Here is a 21126-nt window from a genome sequence, read left to right on the forward strand (position 1 = left end):
TCAGAGCGAGCGTGTGTCAGGACCGCGCTCACTCCACTGCCAATCACGGATCTCCGGCATGTCCTCACCGTATTGCCGGATGTAGCGGTTGTGCTCGATGAGCGTGTCTCGGATGATCTCCGTGAGATATGCGGCGCGGGGCGCCAGACCTGGGACCCGACGCACGGCATCATTGACCAGATGAAAGCGATCCAGGTCGTTCCGCACCGCCATGTCGAACGGGGTCGTGGTGGTCCCTTCCTCCTTGTAGCCGCGGACGTGAAGGTTCGGGTGGTTGGTCCGGCGGTAGGTCAGCCGGTGGATGAGCCAGGGGTAGCCGTGAAAGGCGAAGATGATGGGCCTGTCGGTCGTGAAGAGCGCGTCGAAGTCGCCATGCGAGAGGCCGTGGGGATGCTCCTCCGCCGGCTGGAGCCGCATGAGATCGACCACGTTGATCACCCGGACCTTCAGCTCGGGGGCATGCTGGCGCAGGAGGCTGACGGCCGCCAGCGTCTCCAGGGTCGGCACGTCGCCGGCACAGGCCATGACGAGATCCGGCTCGGCACCGCCATCGCTACTCGCCCACTCCCAGACCCCTATGCCGGCCTCGGAGTGCTTCGCCGCCGCATCCATATCGAGGTACTGGAGCGCCGGCTGCTTGCCAGCCACCACGACGTTGACGTAGTTGCGGCTCCGGAGGCAGTGGTCGGCGACGCAGAGCAGCGTGTTGGCGTCGGGCGGCAGGTACACACGGATCACGTCCGCCTTCTTGTTGACGACCTGATCGATAAAGCCCGGGTCCTGATGCGAGAACCCGTTCTGGTCTTGCCGCCAAACGTGGGACGTCAACAGATAGGTCAAGGACGCGATGGGCCGCCGCCAGGGGATCTGCCGCGTCACCTTCAGCCACTTCGCGTGCTGGTTGAACATCGAGTCCACGATGTGGACGAACGCCTCGTAGCAGGAGAACAAGCCGTGTCGGCCGGTGAGGAGGTACCCTTCCAGCCATCCCTGGCAGGTGTGCTCGCTCAGGATCTCCATCACCCGCCCGTCGGGGCTTAGCTGCTCATCGTCCGGGCTCCGGTCGGCCATCCAGGTCCTGTCGGTCACCTCGAACAGTGCGCCCAGCCGGTTGGACGCGGTCTCGTCCGGGCCGAACACCCGGAAGTTGCGCTGGTCCATATTCCGCTGCATCACGTCCCGCAGGAAACGGCCGAGGACCCGGGTGGCCTCGGCCAGCACGGTCCCGGGGCTGGGGACAGCGACCGCATGGACCCGGAAGTCGGGCATCTCGAGGTCCTGGAGCAGCAGCCCGCCGTTGGCGTGCGGATTGGCCCCCATCCGCCGGTCGCCCGTGGGTGCCAGGCCGGCCAACTCGGGAATGAGGGTCCCGGCCTCGTCGAAGAGCTCCTCGGGCCGGTAGCTCTTCATCCACGCCTCCAGCTGGCGCACGTGTTCCGGCCTGGAGGCCATCTCGGCGAGTGGCACCTGGTGCGAGCGCCAGGATCCCTCGGTCTTCTTCCCGTCTACTGTCGCTGGACCGGTCCACCCCTTGGGGGTGCGCAGGATGATCATTGGCCAGCGAGGACGCTCGGCCCGACCGTTCGTCCGCGCGCTCGCCTGGATCGCGCGGATCTCAGCGACGACGGTGTCGAGCGTCGCGGCCATCGCCTGATGCGCTGCCTCGGGTTCTGAGCCTTCGACCAGGTAAGGACGATACCCGTAGCCGAGGAACAGGCTTTTCAGCTCGTCATCGCCGATCCGGGCGAGCACCGTGGGGCTGGCGATCTTGTACCCATTGAGGTGCAGGATCGGCAGCACCGCTCCGTCGGTGACGGGATTGAGGAACTTGTTCGAGTGCCACGCGGCCGCCAGGGGGGCAGTCTCGGCCTCCCCGTCGCCAACGACGCACGCCACGATCAGGCCAGGGTTGTCGAAGGCCGCCCCGAATGCATGAGCCAGCGAGTAACCGAGCTCGCCACCTTCATTGATTGAGCCCGGCGTCTCCGGGGAAGCATGGCTCGGAATTCCTCCTGGGAAGGAGAACTGCTTGAACAGCCGCTGCATTCCCGCGGCGTCCCGCGACACTTCGGGATACAGCTCGCTGTAGGTGCCCTCCAGATAGGTGTTCGCCACTACGGCAGGTCCGCCGTGTCCGGGGCCCGCAATGTAGATCATGTCGAGGTCGTGGCGCTTGATGGCGCGATTGAGGTGCGCGTAGATGAAGTTCAGCCCCGGGGTCGTCCCCCAGTGGCCGAGCAGGCGCGACTTGATGTGATCCAGCGTCAGCGGCTCGCGGAGCAGCGGGTTGGCCAGCAGGTAAATCTGGCCGACCGACAGGTAGTTGGCGGCGCGCCAGTACGCGTCGATCGTGCGGAGCAGTTCCGGAGTGAGCGGGTTGGTTTGCATTGTCTACACGTCCCTTAATGAGGCGAGATTGAGGACTTGGCTTGCCGACCTGGCGATCATGAGCTCCTCGTCGGTGCGGATGACCCGCACGTTGACCCGACCGCCGTCGCGTGAAATCAACGGCGCATTCCTGGCATTGCGCTTCGAGTCTAGCACGATGCCGAGAAACTCGAGTCCGTCGCAGATCCGCTTCCGGATCACCGGTGCGTTTTCGCCGATGCCTCCGGCGAAAACGACCGTGTCCACTCCTCCGAGCGTAGCAGCGAAGGCGCCGATCCACTTTCTGACCTGATAACAGAACAGCGCCACGGCCTCAGCCGCCCGCGCGTCCGCGGCCTCCCGGGCCAGCAAGTCTCGCAGGTCGGCACTGATCGCCGATACGCCGAGCAGACCGGATTCCTGGTTTACCATCTGCTGAAAGCGCGCCGCCGTCATGCGTTCCGTGCGCGCGAGGTAGTAGATCAGGCCGGGATCCAGATCTCCGGAGCGAGTGCTCATCACCAATCCCGCTGTGGGTGTGAAGCCCATGCTGGTATCGATACTCTTGCCGTGCCGCACGGCGGCCAGGCTGGCGCCATTGCCGAGATGCGCGAGGATCACGCGGCCCTTCGTGGCTGCGGAATCGAGGCGACCGAGTTCCTCCATCAAGTAGGCGTAGGACAGGCCATGGAAGCCGTAGCGCTCGACGCCCTTCGCAGCATAGCGCCGCGGGATCGGCAGGAGCCTGGCAACCCGCGGCATTGTGCGGTGAAACGCTGTGTCAAAGCACACCACCTGTGGCAGCGTTGGATACCGCTTGCGGAGCGCCTCGATCAGGCCAATCTCGCGCGGCAGGTGATCGGGGGCGTACGGCGTGATGCGGTGCAGTTCCGCGAGCAGCTTCGGCGTGACCCGCTCCGGGTCCGAATGCTTCATGCCGTGCACTACTCGGTGTCCCGCAGCTTTGACCGACGCGAACACCGGGTGCGCCTCGAGCCAGTCCAGCAGAAAACCGACCGCCGTGCGGTGATCGGCAGCGGCAAGACGACGGGGAACCTGCGGTGTTCCGGCCGGATCGTTGACCATCAAATTCGTGCCGCTCACGCCGATGCGATCGATCTTCCCATCGAGCCGCCGCCCCGGGGTGTCGGCTACCTCGTACACCGCGAATCGGATGCTCGACGAGCCGGCGTTCAGCGTGAGGACACAGGGCAAGCCGGATTTCATGCGCCAACTCCCGGGAGAAAACCACCCGTCCGTGGTTGCTGCTGGGAAAGGGTGTTCACGCTTTCGCGGAACTCCTCCTCGGAGAGCGCGGGGATGAGCTTACGTCGCGTCAGGTCGCCCGTCGCGCCGAACCACCACGTCCGCATGAGGCTCCGGTATTCCGTCTCCTGCTCGAGCTGCTGCGTGTCGGCCGCCTTCTCGCCATCCGGTCCTGCTCCTGCACGATCATCGTTCAGCTAGACTTCTCGGGACTGGATTCAACGAGCGCATCGGACGCACGTCGCGCTCTCCGCTCGTGGCCGCGCTGGCGGAGCCGGACCCGCAGGATGCACAATCTGCCGCAGTACTGTGCGACGGGACGTGGGCAGTTACCGGCTCCGGGCGACACGCCAGCGTCACTGGGGTGCGGACCGATCCGGCCGCTTCAGCGCAAGGGCCGCGGACGCGGCGCAGCTCGCGCCACCAGCTCCTCCAGAGCCGCGGATCATGCTCGTTGCCGCCATACACTATGGCAGCGAGCAGCGCGTGAAGGATCGCGTGGCGCCGAGCCGCTTCGATCAACCGGACGGGAAGGTCCCAGGCGTAAAGTACGCGCCGCATCCTGCGCGCGATGCGAAACTCCGGCTCAAGCGCGGCGAAGGCGAGACGTGGATAGTTGGAGAACGAGCCATCCTGCGCGTAAGCCTCCGCCAACATCTGTCCCGAACGCAGCGCGTTACGAATGCCCTCACCCGTGACCGGGTCCGCGAAGCCTGCCGCGTCGCCCAGCAGCGCGAAATCCGAACCACCGATTTCCGGATATGATGCTCTCATGGCGTGGAATGCCGTGCCGATCACTGCACCCGCCCGCACCGCCGGTACGCACTCGCAGCGGCCCCAGGTATTCCAGTAGCTCTCGAGATCCGCATCGAGCCGCGAGCGTGACCACTCGCCCGGTTCCAGGCCCAGGCCGATCGAGCGGTGATCGGGCCGCGGGAAGTTCCACGCGTAGCCCGGGATGGCCCGGAAAAACCGCATCACGATCGCATCCGGCGTCATTCCCGGACCGTGCGCGAAAATGACGCGTGTCGGAGAGAGCTCGACGCGCAGGCCCGGGGCGACCGCCTTCCGCACCGTGCTCGCGGCACCATCCGCCCCGATCACCCGCCGCACCCGCCGGGCGCTACCGCTCGCGAGTTGCAGCGTCCAGCCGCCGCCGGCGCGCTCCACTCGCTTCACAGCGGTCTGCTCGAACGAGGCGCCTGCCCGCACTGCGCGCTCCAGCTGCCAGCGCGAAAGTGTGAGCCGCGCGGTGACGTACAGGGGATCGTCGAGCGCCACGTCCAGGAAGACATCGGCAGATGCTTCGAGGCGGACACGGTCGATGCGCCTGGCAAGCGGCTGGATACTGACCAGCTGGGGGAAGTCGTGGAAAGCGGATGCTGTGAGCCCGCCGCCGCACGGCTTCTCCCATGGCGCCCTCGGGTCGAGGAGCAGTACATCGGCGCCCTCGCGCGCAAGCAACTCTGCGGCGCGTGCACCTGCAGGCCCGGCTCCCACCACACCGATCTCCGCGTCGTATTTCAGTCGCTCCTCCCGTTTACTCTACCACACCGGCGCGAATGACCGACCGCGCCGGACCTTGTGTCCGGAGCGCTGGCTGGGTCGTTCAGCGATTGTTCTGCGGACGCATGCCCCCTGACTGCATCCCGCGGCCTTGCTGCATCATCATGCCACCCGATCCTCCGCCCATCATGCGGCGCATCATTGTCATGGTGCGCGTGAGCCTGGCACGCTGATCCGTCGTCAGAACCGCGCGCGCTTCAACGCCGGCCCGGGCTGCCGCTACGTGCATGAGGACCATGTGGTTCGCGGCCTCCCTCACTGCCGACTCGTATGCGCTTAGATCTGGCGAATCGCCCTGGAGCGCTTGCAGTGCCCTCTGGTGTGCGGTCATTGCCTGCTGCATGTGCGGGTGGATTGCTTCGGTGGACTGCGTCCGCATTGCTTCGAGGCGTGCAATCTGCTCGGCCGTGAGCGCCAACTCATTAGAGGCGCGCAGGATCACCGCAGGCGAGGGCGCTCCGCTCATCATGGTCATGCCCATCTCCATCTCGCCGGCCCCCATCATCCCCATCATCATGCCGTGACCCATCATGCCGGTCGAGTCCTGCGCCTGCTGATCGTGCTGGTGGCCTGCCTGCGCCTCGACAGCCTGCGTGGATACCAGAAGCGCAAGTCCCAGCGTTGTCATCGCTCTGCTGATCATCGTATCCCTCCTATTGTTGTGAACCATCTCTTCGCCGCCCCTTCAAGAAGCGCGCGACTGCTTCATTCCGCTGTTTCGACGGGTGCGTCTTCCGCGAGCACACGCAGTCTGGCAGCGTATTCTTCCTCGCTGATTTCGCCTTTCGCAAATCGGTGGCGCAGCACCTCCTCGGCGGACAGCCGGCGCACAGCGTCACGCTGCGCCTCAACACGGTCGGAATGCATGCGCCAGATCGCCCAGAGCAGTACCACAGCCGTTGCGATCCAAATGCCCCACCACACCCAGTGCATTCCGAAGAACATCCCCTGACGATGCCATGAGCCCTGTGTCGCAACAACCTGCTGGAGCGTGATCATCATCGTGCCCTCCTGATCATCGTCATCGTGCCACCTCGTGCCACCTCGTGCCACCTCGTGCCACCTATAGCAGAGCTACGAGGTCCTCTTCCCCCGTGCGGATCTTCACGACGCGCTCGACGTCGGAGATGATGATGACGCCATCACCGCGCTGGCCGGTATTGGCTTTCTCGCGGACGGCCGCGATCTGCCCTGCTATATCCTCCGATCGGCAGACCACCTCGATTTTGGCTTTCCTGGTGTAGGGCCCACCATCCGCGAGCTGATAGTTCTCGGCATCGACCCCACTGCCGATCGAGTGCACGTGCGTTACGAAGAGGCGGGGCGCTCCCAACGCACGTAACGCGGTGACGACCGCATCGACGCGTTCCTCGCGGCAAATGATTCTGAGCAGCTTCATTCAGCTCTCCTTTCTCCTGTTTGCGGTGTCCTTCGAGCATGCTGTCTCTGTCGTCGATAGCCGCACACGTTGGTTAGCGAATGATATGGGGCTCAAGTGAAGCGGACCTGAATCTCACGTGAAGGTTCCTTCTTGCAACGCATGCCGACGCGCTTCAGCGTGAAGCTTCCGTCGCGAAGGCTTGCTGGATGATGGCATGGGCTTCTTCCTGAATTCGGTGCAGGTGCGTGCGGTCTCTGAAGCTTTCCGCATAGAGCTTGAGTACCGGTTCGGTCCCGGACGGCCGCGCGGCAAACCAGCCGTGATCGGTGACGACCTTGACGCCGCCGATCGGCCGGTGGTCTCCGGGCGCAGTAGTGAGCACCTCCCGGATCGTGTCTCCCGCGAGCGCGGTGCCCCGGATGTCGCCCGGCTGCATCCGCGCCAGCGCGGCCTTTTGTTCAGTCGTAGCCGGGAAGTCCACACGCGCGTAGAACGGCTCGCCCAGCATGCTCACCAGGGCACCGTACTGCTCGGCCGGATCTCGCCCAGTCCGAACCATCATCTCCATGGCGAGGAGTCCCATGATGAGGCCGTCCTTGTCGGTGGTCCACACGGCGCCGTCGCGGCGGAGGAACGACGCGCCGGCACTCTCCTCCCCCGCCACGGCGAGGGAGCCGTCGAGCAAGCCATCGACGAAGTACTTGAACCCCACCGGCACCTCAAGCAGCTGCCGGCCGAGGCGCGCGGCCACGCGGTCGATGAGGCTGCTCGTCACCACGGTCTTGCCCACCGCCGCGGTGTTCTTCCAGTCCGGCCGGTGTCGGAAGAGGTACCCGACCGACGCCGCCAGGTAGTGGTTGGGGTCGAGGAGGCCACCCCCGCGAGTCACGATCCCGAAGCGGTCCGCGTCCGGGTCGTTGGCGACCGCGAGGTCGTACCGCTCGCGGAGCTCGATTAGCCTCGCCATGGCATAAGGCGACGACGGGTCCATGCGGATCGCGCCGTCCCGGTCGACGGTCATGAAACGGAACCTTGAATCCACCGCGCGGTTCACGATGCTCAGCTGCAGGCCGTATTGCTGGCCGACCGCGTCCCAGTACCGCAGGCTCGCGCCCCCTAGTGGATCGATCCCGACGTTGAGTCTCGAACCCTGGAGTACATCCATGTCGATCACGCGCGGGAGATCGCCGACGTAGGAATTCAGGTAGTCAACGCGGTGGACGGTCGCCGCCCCTCGCGCCCGCTCCCAAGGGATCCGGGCCACGTCCCGCACCCCGTCCTCGAGGAGTCCGTTGGCTTTGTCCTGGATCCAGTCGGCGACGGGAGTATCGGCCGGACCGCCGGTGGGTGGGTTGTACTTGATGCCGCCGTATTCAGGCGGGTTGTGGGACGGGCTGATCACGATGCCGTCGGCTCGTCCCTGAGTGCGGCCACGGTTATGCGCGAGGATCGCATGCGAGATCACCGGCGTTGGTGTGACGTCGTCCTGGACGTCCACCATCGTCTCGACTCCATTGGCCGCGAGCACTTCGAGCGCGCTCACCCGGGCGGGGTCCGACAGGGCGTGCGTGTCCCAGCCCAGGAAAAGCGGGCCCTCGATCCCGTGCGTGCGGCGGTAGAGACAAATCGCTTGGGTGATCGCCAGTACGTGCGCCTCGTTGAAGCCGACCTGGAGCGACGAGCCTCGGTGCCCGGAGGTGCCGAATGCCACACGCTGCGCTGCCTCGGCGGGATCCGGGCGCTCCGCGTAATACGCCGTCACGAGCTTCGGGACGTTCACCAGGAGCGAGTCCGGAGCCGGCTTACCCGCGAGCGGATGGATCTCCCCCGCACTCATGCGCCGACCGACTCGTGGTCGGGTGTGTAGAGTCCCATGCGCGCCGCGGCGTTGCAGCGGGCGCGATGGGAGAACGCCCGTTGACCCGCAGGGACGTTGCTGAGTTCCCCCCGCCAAGCTTCCATCGCCGGCGACTGCAGCGCCCGCGCAAACGAAAAGCTGAGCGGCCATGGATGGGCCACTGGCATCGCGTTCATGGCATTCAGGTGCGCGGTAGCGGCCAACGGCTCCTGCCCGCCGGAGAGGAAGACCACGCCCGGCACCGCCGCGGGTACTGCCCGGCGCAGGCACCGCACCGTTGCGTCCGCGACTTCTCGAATACTGGACTGCTGCGTGGAGCTTGCTCCCGGCAGCACCATGTTGGGCTTGAGCAGGATCTGCTCGAGGATGACTCTGTGGGCTCGGAGCGCGATGAAGACGCGATCGAGCGTCTCCTCCGTTACCTCGAAGCCGCGCTCGAGGGAATGCGCCCCGTCCATGAGAACCTCTGGCTCCACGATCGGGACCAGTCCCGCCTCCTGGCACAGCGCCGCGTAACGCGCGAGTGCATGGGCGTTGGCGTCGAGGCAGTAGGTGCTTGGTATTCCATCGCCGATTGCGATCACGGCGCGCCACTTGGCGAAGCGGGCGCCCAGCATCCGGTACTCCGCCAGCCGCTCACGCAGGCCATCCAGGCCTTCGGTGACCCGCTCGCCCGGCGCTCCCGCCAACGGCTTGGCGCCCCGGTCGACCTTGATGCCGGGGACGATTCCGCCATCGACCAGGATCTCCACGAACCGCTTTCCATTGTCGGCGACTTGCCGCAGGGTCTCGTCGAACAGGATCACGCCGCTGATGTACTCCTGCAGGTTTGGCGTCGTGAACAACATCTGCCGGTAGCGGCGCCGGTTCTCCTCGCTGGGGTCGATCCCCAGGGCCTCGAATCGCCGGGAGATCGTCCCGTGGCTCTCGTCGGCAGCCAGGATCCCCTTGCCGGGCGCCATGAGCAACGCGATGGTGCTCTCCAGGTCTCTCATGGTCGTTCAGCTGACCGGTCGAGCAGCGCCGCCAGATCGTAATCAAGCAGATCACCTATGCCGCTGATGGCGAGGTCGGCCGGCGGATTGCCGGCCAGAATCTCGGGATCGTGGGCGTAATGGCCCTGTTGGGGGAAGACGGTGGTGACGCGCGAGCCCCAGATCCGCTTCACGGCGGCCAGAATCCGGAGCTTGTCGTCGATCAGGACGTAGTGGGCTGCCGGGTAGAGGCGCTCGACGCACTCCAACTCCCGCTCCTTGTGGATATGGACCAGCACCCGATTCTCGACCGCCCGGCGGATGCCGGAGCGTTCAATCTTGCGGGGCTGGAAGACCACGTCGCCGTCGGAGAAGACCACAGTAGGCCCGAGGCGGCCGAATCGGGCGAGCACGTCGAGCGCGCCCGGGTACAGCCGCTCCGCGAAGGGATAGTCGAGGAGGTACGAGGACGCCAGGAGCAGGTGGGGGTCGTGCAGGCGCTCGAGACGGTACCGCTGGAGGGCGCCCAGGTAGTCGGCGTAACCGAGCTCGCTGCGGAGCTCCTCGAAGATAGCCCAGTACCGCTCTCCGGCGTCGGGGCCGTACTCTCCGACGAGGTGGGCCCGGTAGCCCTCCACGACCGCGTCGTTGTCGAGGAGCGTGTTGTCCACGTCGAAGAGGAACACGACGTCTTCTCGCCCTTGCCGCCGAGGCCGATCACCCCGAACTGTGCCGTGTGAGGCGTTGCGTTCGTGGCTTTCATGCTCTGCCCGTTCTTCTGGTGCTGCACGGCGGTCGCCGGCTATCGCATCCACTCGACATCTCCGGGCAGCGTGAGCACGGGCTTCACCGGATGTACCGCCGCCAGCTGCCGTAGCGCTCGCCCACCGGGCCGCGCGGCAGGCTGAGCAGGATCACCAGCGTCCCCGCGGCCAGATCGCTCCACCTTGACGCGCTCGTCGCTTCACTCAGGATCCACGGGGCCGCGATCACCCAGGCCCCGAAGACGACGTTGACGAAGCGAGTCGCGCGGCCCACGTCGGCCAGCGCGATCACTGCAACGGTCGCGATCAGGGCGCCGAAAAGGTGTTGGCTGTGCGCAGCCGTGCCCGTGCTTCCAAGTATCGATGGCGTGAACATGAGCCATACGCCCAAGCCCGCGCTCACGAGCAGGTTCCAGGGCAGTGCCACTCCCCAGACCATGGCCCTGGTGCTCACCACGTCGGGATGAACGGGACCTGTTTCCGGTGTCTCGCGCAGCGTACCGCCCAGCCAGAATACGCGCCAGAACGGCTGGCCCTCACGCCGTGCCTGCACGAGGAACTGACCCATGGCCACGACCTCGTCGAGGGTCAGCGCGATCATGGTCACCATGGCGACAGCGGCGATGAGACATGGCGTGCACCAGGCCCCCACCGCCAGCGGCTGCAGAATAATGAGCACGATACTGACAACGCCGAGCGGGACTACCAGAATCCCGAAGAAAGTCACCATCCACGGCATCGTCCTCCACCGCCGCTTATCGCCCATGAATCCCATGAGGAACTCGACCATGTACGCGACGGCGCCGAGCCCGGCGTCGGGAATGGGGAAGGCGCGGGAGACGTCCGACGTCAGCACGCGCTCTGTACCGAGGCCGAAGAACGGGTCGGTGAGCGTCGCTATGTGCTCGAGTTGGAACGACGCCATCTGCCGCGAGAGGAAGAACCCGAGGAGGGCAAGCGCGATGATCGGTGCCCGCTGCGGCCAGCTCGACGGGTTGTAGGACCAGCCTGACGGCACGTCCGGGCCCGGCTCCATACTCATCCCCGGTGCCATCGGCATTCCCGGCGCCAGGATGGCGAACACGACGACCAGCGCGCCGGCGAGCGTGTCGTTGGCGTAGCCGGCGGCCGTGGGCGCCCAGAAGACGAGCGGAGCGAAGAGCAGCCACAGGCCGACGAGCGAATTCGCCCACGGCGCCCAGAGCCGCCAGAACGGGCGGTGCGACAGCGACAGCGCGGCGAACAGGATGACGAGCGCCCCGCTCGCGACATCGCTCACCTGGAGCGGGCGGCTCAGGCCGAGCGCGAACGCGCTGGTGATGAGCCACAAGCCCAGCGACATGTTCGCGAAATGCGGCCAGACCGGCGCACTCACGTGCGCCATCGTCATCGCCGCGCCACCAGGAGCTGCCGTCGCTGCCGCGTGCGGTTGCATCGCGGCGCGAGGCGGCGTCGCAGTCGCATGGTGATGGTGCGACGGCGCGTGGCCAGCGTGATCCGGTGCCGCAGAGTTTGCGACGCTCGCCGCGATGGGTGACGCGAGGCCGCGCCCGACCGATGATGCCTCCGCCGGCGGTTCTTGCGCTGCCGCCGCCTGTGTCCTGACCTTACCGGCCCGCTTCTCGAGCTTCCCCGGAAGCTTGAGGTCGTTCTCGCCGTACCAGCCGGGCGGGTCCGCCTTGAGCGCCTCGATCATCTTCGGCAGCGTCTGGCGCAGCGAGCGCTTCGGCTCCCAGCCGAGTGTGGTTCGCGCGCGCGTGATGTCGAGCGCGTAATGATCGTTCGCGCGGTCGATCATCCACGGCTTGACGAATCCCTCCTGTCCGGGCACATGGCCCAGCACCCACGCGCCCGCTTTCGCGAGGGGCGCCATCACGCTGGGGAGGGCGACGGTTTCCTTGCTCGATCCGCGGATGAGGCGCGCGATGCTGTGCTGCAGCTCATCGTAGCTGAGCGCTTCCGGCTCCCCGAGCAGGAGCGCCAGCTCCGGCGGCAGTGCGGCTCGGCGGTCCACAACCCGCTCGATCGCGTCCACAAGGTCGTCCATGTGCATGAACGCCTGCCCGTGCGCGGTCGAACCGGAATAGAACCGGCCGGTGAGGTCGCGTTCGTGGATGCGCTGAATTTGGTGGGCCAGCGGGATCGAGTTGCAGCGATCGTCGTATACGCCCGAGATCCGCAGGAGAACCGCCGGGATTTCGCCGCGCTCGTCGCGAATGAGTTGTTCGGTGCGGACTTTCGACTCCGGGTATGCCCAGGTGGGCTCGACCGGCCAGTCTTCGGTGATGAACTCGCCGGGCTCCGCCGGCTTGTGTACGAGCATGGTGCTGGAAAACACGAACTGCTCGACGTGAAAGTCGAGCTCGCGAAGTCCGCGTACCAGGCGGCCCGTGCCGCGTACCGTGATCTCGTCGTACTTCGTGCTTGGCTCGCCGAAGAAGTCGTAGTAGGCGGCGAGATGGATGACCGATGCGACGTGTGTCCCGTGATGGTCCCGGATGACGCGGAGTCCATCGCGCACGCTCTCGTCTGAGGTGATGTCGACAGGGACGGCCACGCACCCCGGCGGTGGAGGCGAGGACGCCTTGCGGTCGAACCCAATGACATCCTGGAAGCGCCCCACGAACCGCCGCATCACGGCGGTGCCGATCGCTCCGTTGGAGCCGGTGACGATGATGATCCCGCTGTCTGAGCTCATGAGACTTCCCGCTGTCGCGGAAAGAACAGGCTGGCCGGGCGTGGAAAGTACCGCGGCGTCCGCGCGGCGTAGCGGTCCCAGTGTTCGCCGAAAGTGCGGCGCGCCTCCGCCTCTTCCCGCAGCGCCAGGCGCACGTACATCGCCACGAGTATGGGGAACATCACAAGCGTCACCAGAGTGGGCCACTGCAGCAGAAACCCGAACATGATCACCACGAAGGCCGCATACTGCGGGTGCCGCACGCGGGCGTATGGGCCGTCGGTCGCGAGCTGGCCGGCGCGCTGTGCCTTATACAGCACCCGCCATGCGGCAGCGAGCAGGAGGAAGCCCGCCGCGATCAGCAAGTTGCTGAGCACGTGCAGGGGATTCAAGTGCGCGCCGCCGGGCAGGCCGAAGATCGTGCTCCACAGATGGCCGGCGTCGTGGGACATCAGGTCCAGCCCGGGATATCGGCGGCCGAGCCAGCCCGACAGCAGGTAGATGGTCAAGGGAAAGCCGTACATCTCGGCGAATAGCGCTACGATGAACGCCGAGAAGGCACTGAAGGAACGCCAGTCACGCTTCGTCTTTGGCTTGGTGAAGCTGAAGGCGAAGATCAGGAAGATCGCCGAGTTGAGCACGACCAGCGTCCAAAGTCCGTAGGCGGGCATATCGGCGCTCATGGCTCGCTCCTCGAATCATCACGCGTTGCGCGAAACGAATGCTGGTGGTCGCCATTCCTGACGCCGGAAGGCGGACTGCGATTGTCGTTTTCCTGTTGACTGCCGTGAGCTCCGTGACCGCCGTGCCCGAACATGTGCAGAAAGGGACAAGCGAGCAGAAAGAGAAACGGCAGCCAGCCGAACAAGTGAGCCCGGTGCTCCGTGAACAGGAAGAACGCGGCGATCAGGCTGAGACCGATGAACGCCAGCCAGCTTCTGGATCCGGTGTCGGTGCCATGCATTGAAAGCCTCTTTGGTAAAGGTGGCCTGGCGCCGCTGGTTAACGGCCCGGAGACAGCACCGCCCGAAGGCCGAGCGATTCCAGTGCGCGGACGAGGTCGGCTTCCTTGCACCGCTCGGCGTCATACTCGACGTATGCCGCCTCCGTGGCCGGATTGGCGTACGCCCGAAGCACTCCCGGCACGTTACGAAGGACCTTTTCGACCGTCTGCGTCGAGCCTGCAACGCGGCCGGCGTCCTCAAGCATGACGGTCGTGGCCTTGCGCGTCATGATGCCGCTCCTCGATTCGGCTTCGCTCAAGCAAAGCCGCGCGCTGATCGCTCCGCGCCTTCGGCCCCGGCCCCGGCGAGTCGATTGTAGAGTGCGGCGGCTCCGAAAAACGTTATCCCGGTGATAAGGGCCCAACCGACCACACTAATGATGAAGCTCCCCCACGTGAGCGTGGGCACGAGACTGCCTAAGTCGGAATGGAACAGATAACCGAACAGCGTCATGGTTCCGCCTGGCGCGATGGCGATAGCAGCGGCGCAGACGGCGGACAGCACCGCAGCCGCGGTGCCCGCCGCGAGCCCGAAAGCGCGCGCATCGAGCGGGGAGGCATCGGATCGCATGAAGACACTCCTTGTGAAGAAGTAGCGGCGGCGAATCACCGCCTCGCGCTAACCATGCATGCCCCTGCTGATGCCAACCTGAGGGCCGCGTGAAGCGACCGGGCCGCGCTTTGTTACGCTTTCACCGGCTCCCGCGGAGCCGCGGGAGCGCCGCGGGTGCGTTCGACTGCAACCACCGCGATTCCGAACGCCGGCTGAATCCCGCGTGAGATCGTGCGCGGCAGGTTCGACGCGGATGGTTGCGGGCGGTACCCGGCAGGGCTATGCGAGCTGCAGAAAAGCGGTCGCCGTGGTGCCCCGACCTACAGTACTCTCGATCTCGACCGAGCCGCCGTGCTGGGCGGCGATCCAACTTGCAATCGGAAGCCCGAGGCCCGTGCCGCCCGGGTCGCCGGAACGGGCCGCGTCCGCCCGATAGAAGCGCTCGAAGACGTGGGGTAACGCGTCGGGCGGAATCCCGGCCCCCGTATCCTCCACGACGAACACGGCCACGCCCTCCTCGCGACGCAGGCTCAGCCGTACGCGGCCACCCGGCGGCGTGTATTTGATGGAATTATCTACAAGAATCAGAAAGAGCTGCTTCAGACGGTCCCGGTCGCCTTCGATCGTTGACGGTTCGAGCTGGCGAATTTCCAGGAGCTGCCCGTGTGCAAGGAAGCGCGCCTCACCGATGACCTCCATGACCAGCCGGTCGAGCTCGACCGGCTCGCGCCGGAGCGGCACGCCTGCGTCAGCCCGCGCAAGCGCCAGCAGGTCGGCCACCAGACGCGCCATTCGGCCGGCCTCCAGGGCAGCCTCACGGGTAGCCCACTCCCGCTCCTCAGCCGGCATGTCCCTTCGGTCGCGCAGCAGCTCCAAATTCGCCTGGATCGCGGTCAGCGGCGCGCGCAGCTCGTGCGACGCGTCGGATACAAAGCGCTGCTGCATTCTATACGCCTGATCGAGACTTCCCAGCATCTCGTTGAATGTCGCCGCAAGCCGCCCAAGCTCGTCCCCGGCGGGCTTGACCGCCTCAGCCGGTACCCGCCGCGAAAACTCGCGTGAGCGTGCTATGGCGGCTGCGGTTTCCGTCAGCAAGCCGACAGGGCGCAACGCATGCGCCGCGAGAAGCCAGCCGAGGAAAAAGGCCAGCGCGGTCCCGACGCCGGCCATCAGCAACATGATCTGCCCGAACCGTCCGACCGCGCTGTCGATCATGCCGAGCCGCGCGACCGCGACGAGGTATTCGGACTCGCCCGGGAGCGCCAGGGCGTACAGTCGCCACCTTACGTTGCCCGGAACCAACCCGAACGCGCCAGAGGGCCTGCGGTCTCTATGTAATGGAGGCGCCAACCGCGCGATGGCCGCGTACGGCGGGGGCGCGGTGGCGGCGAGCAGGTCTCGAAGATCCACCGCGGGAGCCAGGGCTCCGCTCTCGGTTTGCAGGCGCACCACGCCGTCCCGGCCGTAGATTCGCATGGCCGAGCCCAGGAGCTGTGACGCATGCAGGACCTCACCGCGCGCGGCGGCTGTCGAGGTGAGGGCCAGTTCCTCGGCTACATGCTGCGCGGAACCGGCGAGCGACCCATCCATCTCGTCATAGTGCGCCCGGCTGTGCACCGCATAGCTGTAGGCACACACCAGGAGGATGAGCAGGCCGGTGAGCCCGCCGTACCAGACCGCCAGCCGGAGCCGCAGCGACATCCTCGGCCTTGGCTCGCGGCCTACGGCTCGCGCAAGGCGTAACCGGTGCCGCGGAAGGTGTGGATCAGCCTGTGTTCACCAGCCGTCTCGAGTTTCCTGCGAAGCTGCTTGACGTAGACCTCGAGCACGTTGGAGCTGCCCTCGACGTCGTACCCCCACACACGGTCCATGAGAAAATGCTTGGGAAGCACGCGACGCGGATGCAGCAGAAACTGCCGCAGGACCTCGTACTCGGTGGACGTGAGATCAATGTCGCGGTTGCCGCGATGCGCCCGACGCGTGCCCGTGTCGAGCGACAAGTCCGCAAAGCGAAGAACCTCGGGGTGGTCAATCTCGCCGCGCCGGAGAAGCGCTTTTACGTGCGCGGCAAGCACGGCGAAGGTGAACGGCTTTACGATATAGTCGTCCGCGCCGCTTTCGAGCCCCTTCACCTGATCCGTCGGCGCATCGCGCGCCGTCAGCATGAGCACCGGCAGCTTCTCGTCCGCACTGCGCAGTCTCTTGAGCACCTCAAATCCATCGATGCCGGGCATCATGACATCGAGGATCACCAGATCGGGCGCGCGGTCGCGCGCGATGGTAAGGCCCTTTGCGCCCGCTTCCGCGGTGTCGACCGTGTACCCCTCATATGCGAGCCCGCGCTTCAGCACGCTCGTAACGGTGGGATCGTCGTCTATGACCAGAACGCGTTGCATGGTGGCTGGCCCCGGTCAGCTCAAGAAGGTGATGAGCATCTGGCCGGCCCTGTCGGTGACGCGCAGTACCTGGTCGAGCCCGTCGGTCCCCCGAAGTGCGTCCACGTTCTCTGGCTCCCCGATAGTGTGAGTGAGGTGCCGTCCGTCATTGCCGTCCGCTCCGCCAAGAAAAACCTGCAGCCGGCCGTCCCGTGGATCGTAGTCGAGCCCCTGCAGCGTATAGTCAACCGCCAGGGCCTGCGCTCCTATCTCCGGGTTGTCGATCTCTACAAGAACGCGCCTTCCAGCGTTGCGCGCGCTGAGCTCGCGAACGCGCTCCGCCATGGCCTCCCGTGAAAAGCCGGCGGAAGATCGAGTGTCCCGGAAATCTGCGCCCGGCGACGGCGGAACTACAAGAACCGGGCACTCGGCTCCACGCAGCACGCGGGTTGCCATGGTGCCGGCGACCAACCGCTTGAACAGGCCCCGCGGGTGGCTTCCGACCACCAGAAGATCGGCGTGGACGTCGCCCGCGACAGCGACGAGCTCGGAGGCCGGTTTCCCCGTGCGTTCGACTGGGATGATCCGCCTGTCGGGGCCCCCGGCCAGAATCTTCCCGAGCTGCGCGAACGTATCGCGCACGGCAGCGAAATACTCTACACGATCCTCGGCGCACTCAAACTCTGCGTCCGGCTCCGTCACGTGCACGAGATACACCGTGGTCACAGTTGGAAAGATCGCGAGCGCTTCGCGCGCGGCGGAAGCGCTCCACGGTAAGAGGTCCACGCCGATAACCGCGGTTCGTGGCATGCCGTCCATGGCGCGCGGCACTACCAGAATCGGAGTGTCGCCGAGACGAACGACGTCAAAAACGGTGTCGCCGCCGAACCATCGGTCCGCCGCAGTATGACGGTGCATTCCCATGACTAGGAGGCGTGCCTGCCGCTGTCGAGCGAGCCGCGCAATGATCGGGGCGCGGTCGCCCAGCTTGACGTCGATGGTCCAGTCGTCCGTGCCGCCGGCAATCCGGCTCTGGTTCCGCACCGCGGCAAGCCTTCCTTCAATACGCGCGGCATCCCAGCGAGGACGAATCGGGCGGACGTTGGCCGCCGGAACATACGCGGAGATCGGCTCCATGACGGAGATCACCTGGGCAGGCGCGTCCACCGCCCGAGCCACAACGGCTGCGGCGGAAAGCGCGTGAGTCGAGGCAGGAGTGCCGTCGGAAGCGACCAGGATCGGTCCCGCGTGGACATCGGGCGCCGTGGACGACCCGCGCCGGGCGCGCTCGGTGAAGGAGTTTGTCGCTTGGGGCGAAATGGTCGCGGGCATACCGGCCTCCAGAGCTCTCGGGTGATCCTCGAGGTCCGAAGAGAAGATATGATTGTCGGGCCACCAGCGATGTCGGCGTATCGCTGCATTTGGTCCCGCCATTCCCTTACGCGAGCGCGGGGAGAATCCCCTACTCCGCGGTGTCCGCGACCCCGCCTGCGTGATTAGTTTCTTTACCATGACCACCCCCCCGCACGAGCCCCCGATCGACCTCGGCTCCTTCCGCCAGCTCCCCGCGCGTCCGAGGCGGAGATTCGCAAAGTGGATCGTTCTGTTCATCGTGCTCTTCTTCGGGCTCATCCCGTGGCTCGTAGGCGCGATCACTGATTGGCTCTGGTTCAGGGAGATCGGGTACGCGACGGTCTTCTGGACCGACCTCAACGCCCGCGCGGCGCTCTTCGGAATCGGCGGGCTGCTCACGTTCGCGTTCCTGTACGGCAATCTGCGCCTGGCTCAGCGTGGTCCCGTCACGCAGCCGATCCTCCTCGCCAACCCGACCGGGCCGCCGGTGGATCTCGTAGCGATCATCGGGAAGCTGGCGCTCCCGCTCGCCGCGGTGCTCGCCTTTCTGTTCGGCATCTCGCTCTCAGCCCTCTGGCTCACCGTGCTGCAGGGGATGAACGGCGTCGCCGTGGGAGCCGCGGACCCGATCTTCGGCCGCGACGTCGGCTACTACCTGTTCACCCTGCCGCTCGCGGCCGCGGCGCTCAACGTGCTGGTGTCGCTGACCGTGCTCTCGCTGCTGGTGACGACCGCGATGTACTGGGTCCGCGGCGATCTCATTCTGCCTCCCCGGCGCACTTCAGTGGAGCGCAACGCCGCGTTTCACCTGGGCGGATTGCTGGCTTTTCTGTTCCTGCTGATCGCGATTCGCCTCTGGGCGGTCCGCGTACCGGGACTGCTGTACTCGACGACCGGGCCGCTGTTCGGCGCGAGCTACACGGACACGCACGCGACCCGGCCCGCGCTCAACGTCTCCGCCGCGGTCGCGCTGCTGTCGGCCGCGCTCGTCCTCTGGGGAGTCGTGCGGGGCAAGCTCGTCTGGTTCGGCACCCTCGCGATCGCGCTGTACCTGGCGGTCGCCATCGTGGGGCGCGGGATCTTCCCGTTCGCGATGCAGAAGCTGCTGGTGGCGCCGAATGAGCTCAATCGCGAGACCGCGTACCTCGGGCATCACATCAAGGCCACGCGCGAGGCGTGGGGACTCGACAAGGTGGTAACGCGCGACCTGAGCGGGGAGGATCGGCTGAGCATGGCGGACATCACCGCCAATCCCGGGACGATCGAGAACGTGCGGCTCTGGGAGCGCGACCTGCTCAGCCAGACGTTCGGGTCGCTGCAGGAGATCCGGACGTACTACGACTTCATAAACGTGGACGACGACCGGTACATGATCGACGGCCGCTACCGCCAGGTCCACCTGTCGGCGAGAGAGCTCAACACGCGCTCGCTGCCGACGAAGACCTTCATCAACGAGCGGCTGACGTTCACGCACGGGATGGGCCTCACGATGGCTCCGGTGAACCAGGTCACGCAGGAAGGGCTCCCGGTGCTCTTCATCAAGGACCTGCCGCCCGTCTCCGTCATCTCGCTCAAAGTGACCCGTCCGCAGATCTACTTCGGGGAGCTGACCGACAGCTACGTCTTCGTCAACACGGGCCAGCCGGAGTTCGACTACCCCTCCGGCGAGGACAACATCTTCACCAGCTACAAGGGGACCGGCGGCGTCCCGATTTCGTCCTTCGCGAAGAAGCTCCTGTTCGCGTGGCACTTCCAGTCGCTCAAGCTGCTGCTGTCGAACGACGTCACGCCGCAGAGCCGCGTCATGTACAACCGCGACATTCCGAGCCGGGTGCGCAAGGCGCTGCCGTTTCTCTCGTTCGACGGAGATCCGTATCTGGTCCTGAACGACGCCGGCGAGCTGAAGTGGTTCGTGGACGCCTACACGACGAGCAGCAACTACCCGTACTCGCAGCCGCGGGCCGACGGCGTGAACTACATGCGCAACAGCGTCAAGGTCGTGATCGACGCGTTCGACGGGAAAGTCACCGCGTACGTGGTCGATCCGGCGGACCCGCTGATCCGGACGTATGGCCGCATCTTCGGCGGGATCTTCCAGCCGCTGTCGGCGATGCCCGACGACCTGCGGCGGCACATCCGCTACCCGACGGACCTCTTCGACGCGCAGACGGCGATGTACACGACCTATCACATGATGGACGCGCACACGTTCTACCACCGCGAGGACCAATGGCAGATGCCGCGCGTCGTGACGGCGGAGCGCGCGAACCCGTTCATGCGGCACGTGATCATGCGGCTGCCCGAGGAGCAGGCCGCCGAGTACATCTACATGAGCCCGTTCACGCCCCGCGGCAAGGACAACCTCGCGTCGTGGATGGTCGCGCGGAACGACGGCGAGCGGTACGGCGAGCTGCTGGTGTACCGGTTCCCGAAGCAGTCGCTGGTGTTCGGGCCGCGCCAGATCATGAACCGCATCAATCAGGACACCGAGATCTCACGGCAAGTGACGCTGTGGGATCAGAGCGGCTCGGAAGTCATCAAGGGAGAGCTGCTCGTCATCCCGATCGAGGAGTCGCTCATCTACGTGCAGCCGCTGTACACGCGCGCCCGCGGCGGCACGATCCCGGAGATGAAGCGCGTGATCGTCGCGTACCAGAACCACGTGGTGATGGAGGAGACTCTGGACCAGGGGCTCGCGCGCCTGTTCGGCGCGGAGGGTGACGCGCGCGCCGCGAGAGCGGACCGAGAAGTCTCCGGCGCGGACGCGCCCATATCCGGAGCTCCGCCCGCTCCGACTCCGACGGCCCCCGCTCCCGTTTCAGGCGCGGCTGCTACGCTGACGCAGCGGGCGCAACAGCACTACGATCGGGCGCTCGCCGCGCAGCGCAATGGGGACTGGGCTACGTACGGGGAGGAGATTCGCCGCCTCGGCGAGGTTCTGCGTCAGATGAGGCAATGAGAACAACTGCCACTTAGAACTGCCAAGCTG

18 protein-coding genes are annotated in these 21126 nt (G+C 66.1%); 1 reads left to right on the plus strand and 17 read right to left on the minus strand.

What is annotated here, in order from left to right; all coding sequences use genetic code 11:
- The 17 genes from WEA80_01365 to WEA80_01445 form a co-directional block, all read right to left on the minus strand.
- On the minus strand, positions 1 to 2388 hold the full coding sequence (locus WEA80_01365) for a phosphoketolase family protein (protein MEX1185223.1): 2388 nt from the start codon (positions 2386 to 2388) through the stop codon (positions 1 to 3).
- Positions 2389 to 2391: 3 nt separating this feature from the next.
- Complete coding sequence (locus WEA80_01370; GenBank protein MEX1185224.1) at positions 2392 to 3594, minus strand: acetate/propionate family kinase; 1203 nt, start codon at positions 3592 to 3594, stop codon at positions 2392 to 2394.
- A 225-nt stretch (positions 3595 to 3819) separates the two neighbouring features.
- The gene (locus tag WEA80_01375; GenBank protein MEX1185225.1) at positions 3820 to 5136 is read right to left on the minus strand and encodes an NAD(P)/FAD-dependent oxidoreductase; all 1317 of its coding nucleotides are present in this window, start codon (positions 5134 to 5136) and stop codon (positions 3820 to 3822) included.
- A gap of 106 nt (positions 5137 to 5242) precedes the next feature.
- Positions 5243 to 5842 carry a Spy/CpxP family protein refolding chaperone gene (locus WEA80_01380; GenBank protein MEX1185226.1) on the minus strand — a complete coding sequence of 200 codons (600 nt, stop codon included), beginning with the start codon at positions 5840 to 5842 and terminating at the stop codon, positions 5243 to 5245.
- A 62-nt stretch (positions 5843 to 5904) separates the two neighbouring features.
- Positions 5905 to 6201, minus strand: a complete 297-nt coding sequence (locus WEA80_01385) for an SHOCT domain-containing protein (protein ID MEX1185227.1) — start codon at positions 6199 to 6201, stop codon at positions 5905 to 5907.
- 61 nt (positions 6202 to 6262) lie between these two features.
- Positions 6263 to 6598, minus strand: coding sequence for a P-II family nitrogen regulator (locus WEA80_01390; GenBank protein ID MEX1185228.1), 336 nt, complete (start codon positions 6596 to 6598; stop codon positions 6263 to 6265).
- A 154-nt stretch (positions 6599 to 6752) separates the two neighbouring features.
- A complete protein-coding gene (pgm, locus tag WEA80_01395) occupies positions 6753 to 8417 on the minus strand; it encodes a phosphoglucomutase (alpha-D-glucose-1,6-bisphosphate-dependent) (protein MEX1185229.1) in 1665 nt (554 codons plus the stop codon).
- On the minus strand, positions 8414 to 9433 hold the full coding sequence (locus tag WEA80_01400) for a class I fructose-bisphosphate aldolase (GenBank protein MEX1185230.1): 1020 nt from the start codon (positions 9431 to 9433) through the stop codon (positions 8414 to 8416). Before WEA80_01400 ends, pgm begins: the two co-directional genes overlap by 4 nt.
- The gene (locus WEA80_01405; protein ID MEX1185231.1) at positions 9430 to 10098 is read right to left on the minus strand and encodes an HAD family hydrolase; all 669 of its coding nucleotides are present in this window, start codon (positions 10096 to 10098) and stop codon (positions 9430 to 9432) included. The genes WEA80_01400 and WEA80_01405 overlap by 4 nt, the downstream gene beginning before the upstream one ends.
- Positions 10099 to 10258: 160 nt before the next feature.
- Complete coding sequence (locus WEA80_01410; GenBank protein ID MEX1185232.1) at positions 10259 to 12874, minus strand: vitamin K epoxide reductase family protein; 2616 nt, start codon at positions 12872 to 12874, stop codon at positions 10259 to 10261.
- On the minus strand, positions 12871 to 13536 hold the full coding sequence (locus WEA80_01415; protein ID MEX1185233.1) for an isoprenylcysteine carboxylmethyltransferase family protein: 666 nt from the start codon (positions 13534 to 13536) through the stop codon (positions 12871 to 12873). The genes WEA80_01410 and WEA80_01415 overlap by 4 nt, the downstream gene beginning before the upstream one ends.
- Positions 13533 to 13817 (minus strand): DUF2933 domain-containing protein, encoded by a 285-nt coding sequence (locus tag WEA80_01420; GenBank protein MEX1185234.1) that lies wholly within the window; start codon positions 13815 to 13817, stop codon positions 13533 to 13535. The genes WEA80_01415 and WEA80_01420 overlap by 4 nt, the downstream gene beginning before the upstream one ends.
- Positions 13818 to 13855: 38 nt before the next feature.
- Positions 13856 to 14086: a heavy metal-associated domain-containing protein gene (locus tag WEA80_01425; GenBank protein MEX1185235.1), complete on the minus strand. Its 231-nt coding sequence runs from the start codon at positions 14084 to 14086 to the stop codon at positions 13856 to 13858.
- A 26-nt stretch (positions 14087 to 14112) separates the two neighbouring features.
- Positions 14113 to 14466: a DUF5676 family membrane protein gene (locus WEA80_01430; GenBank protein ID MEX1185236.1), complete on the minus strand. Its 354-nt coding sequence runs from the start codon at positions 14464 to 14466 to the stop codon at positions 14113 to 14115.
- Positions 14467 to 14688: 222 nt separating this feature from the next.
- Complete coding sequence (locus tag WEA80_01435) at positions 14689 to 16110, minus strand: ATP-binding protein (GenBank protein MEX1185237.1); 1422 nt, start codon at positions 16108 to 16110, stop codon at positions 14689 to 14691.
- 20 nt (positions 16111 to 16130) lie between these two features.
- The gene (locus WEA80_01440) at positions 16131 to 16805 is read right to left on the minus strand and encodes a response regulator transcription factor (GenBank protein ID MEX1185238.1); all 675 of its coding nucleotides are present in this window, start codon (positions 16803 to 16805) and stop codon (positions 16131 to 16133) included.
- A gap of 15 nt (positions 16806 to 16820) precedes the next feature.
- Positions 16821 to 18116 (minus strand): universal stress protein, encoded by a 1296-nt coding sequence (locus WEA80_01445; protein ID MEX1185239.1) that lies wholly within the window; start codon positions 18114 to 18116, stop codon positions 16821 to 16823.
- Positions 18117 to 18294: 178 nt separating this feature from the next.
- Here WEA80_01445 and WEA80_01450 point away from each other — a divergent pair, with 178 nt between their 5' ends.
- Complete coding sequence (locus WEA80_01450; GenBank protein ID MEX1185240.1) at positions 18295 to 21096, plus strand: UPF0182 family protein; 2802 nt, start codon at positions 18295 to 18297, stop codon at positions 21094 to 21096.
- The last annotated feature ends 30 nt before the right edge of the window (positions 21097 to 21126 follow it).

It is taken from the genome of Gemmatimonadaceae bacterium, assembly GCA_040882285.1.
Classification (GTDB): domain Bacteria; phylum Gemmatimonadota; class Gemmatimonadetes; order Gemmatimonadales; family Gemmatimonadaceae; genus JACDCY01.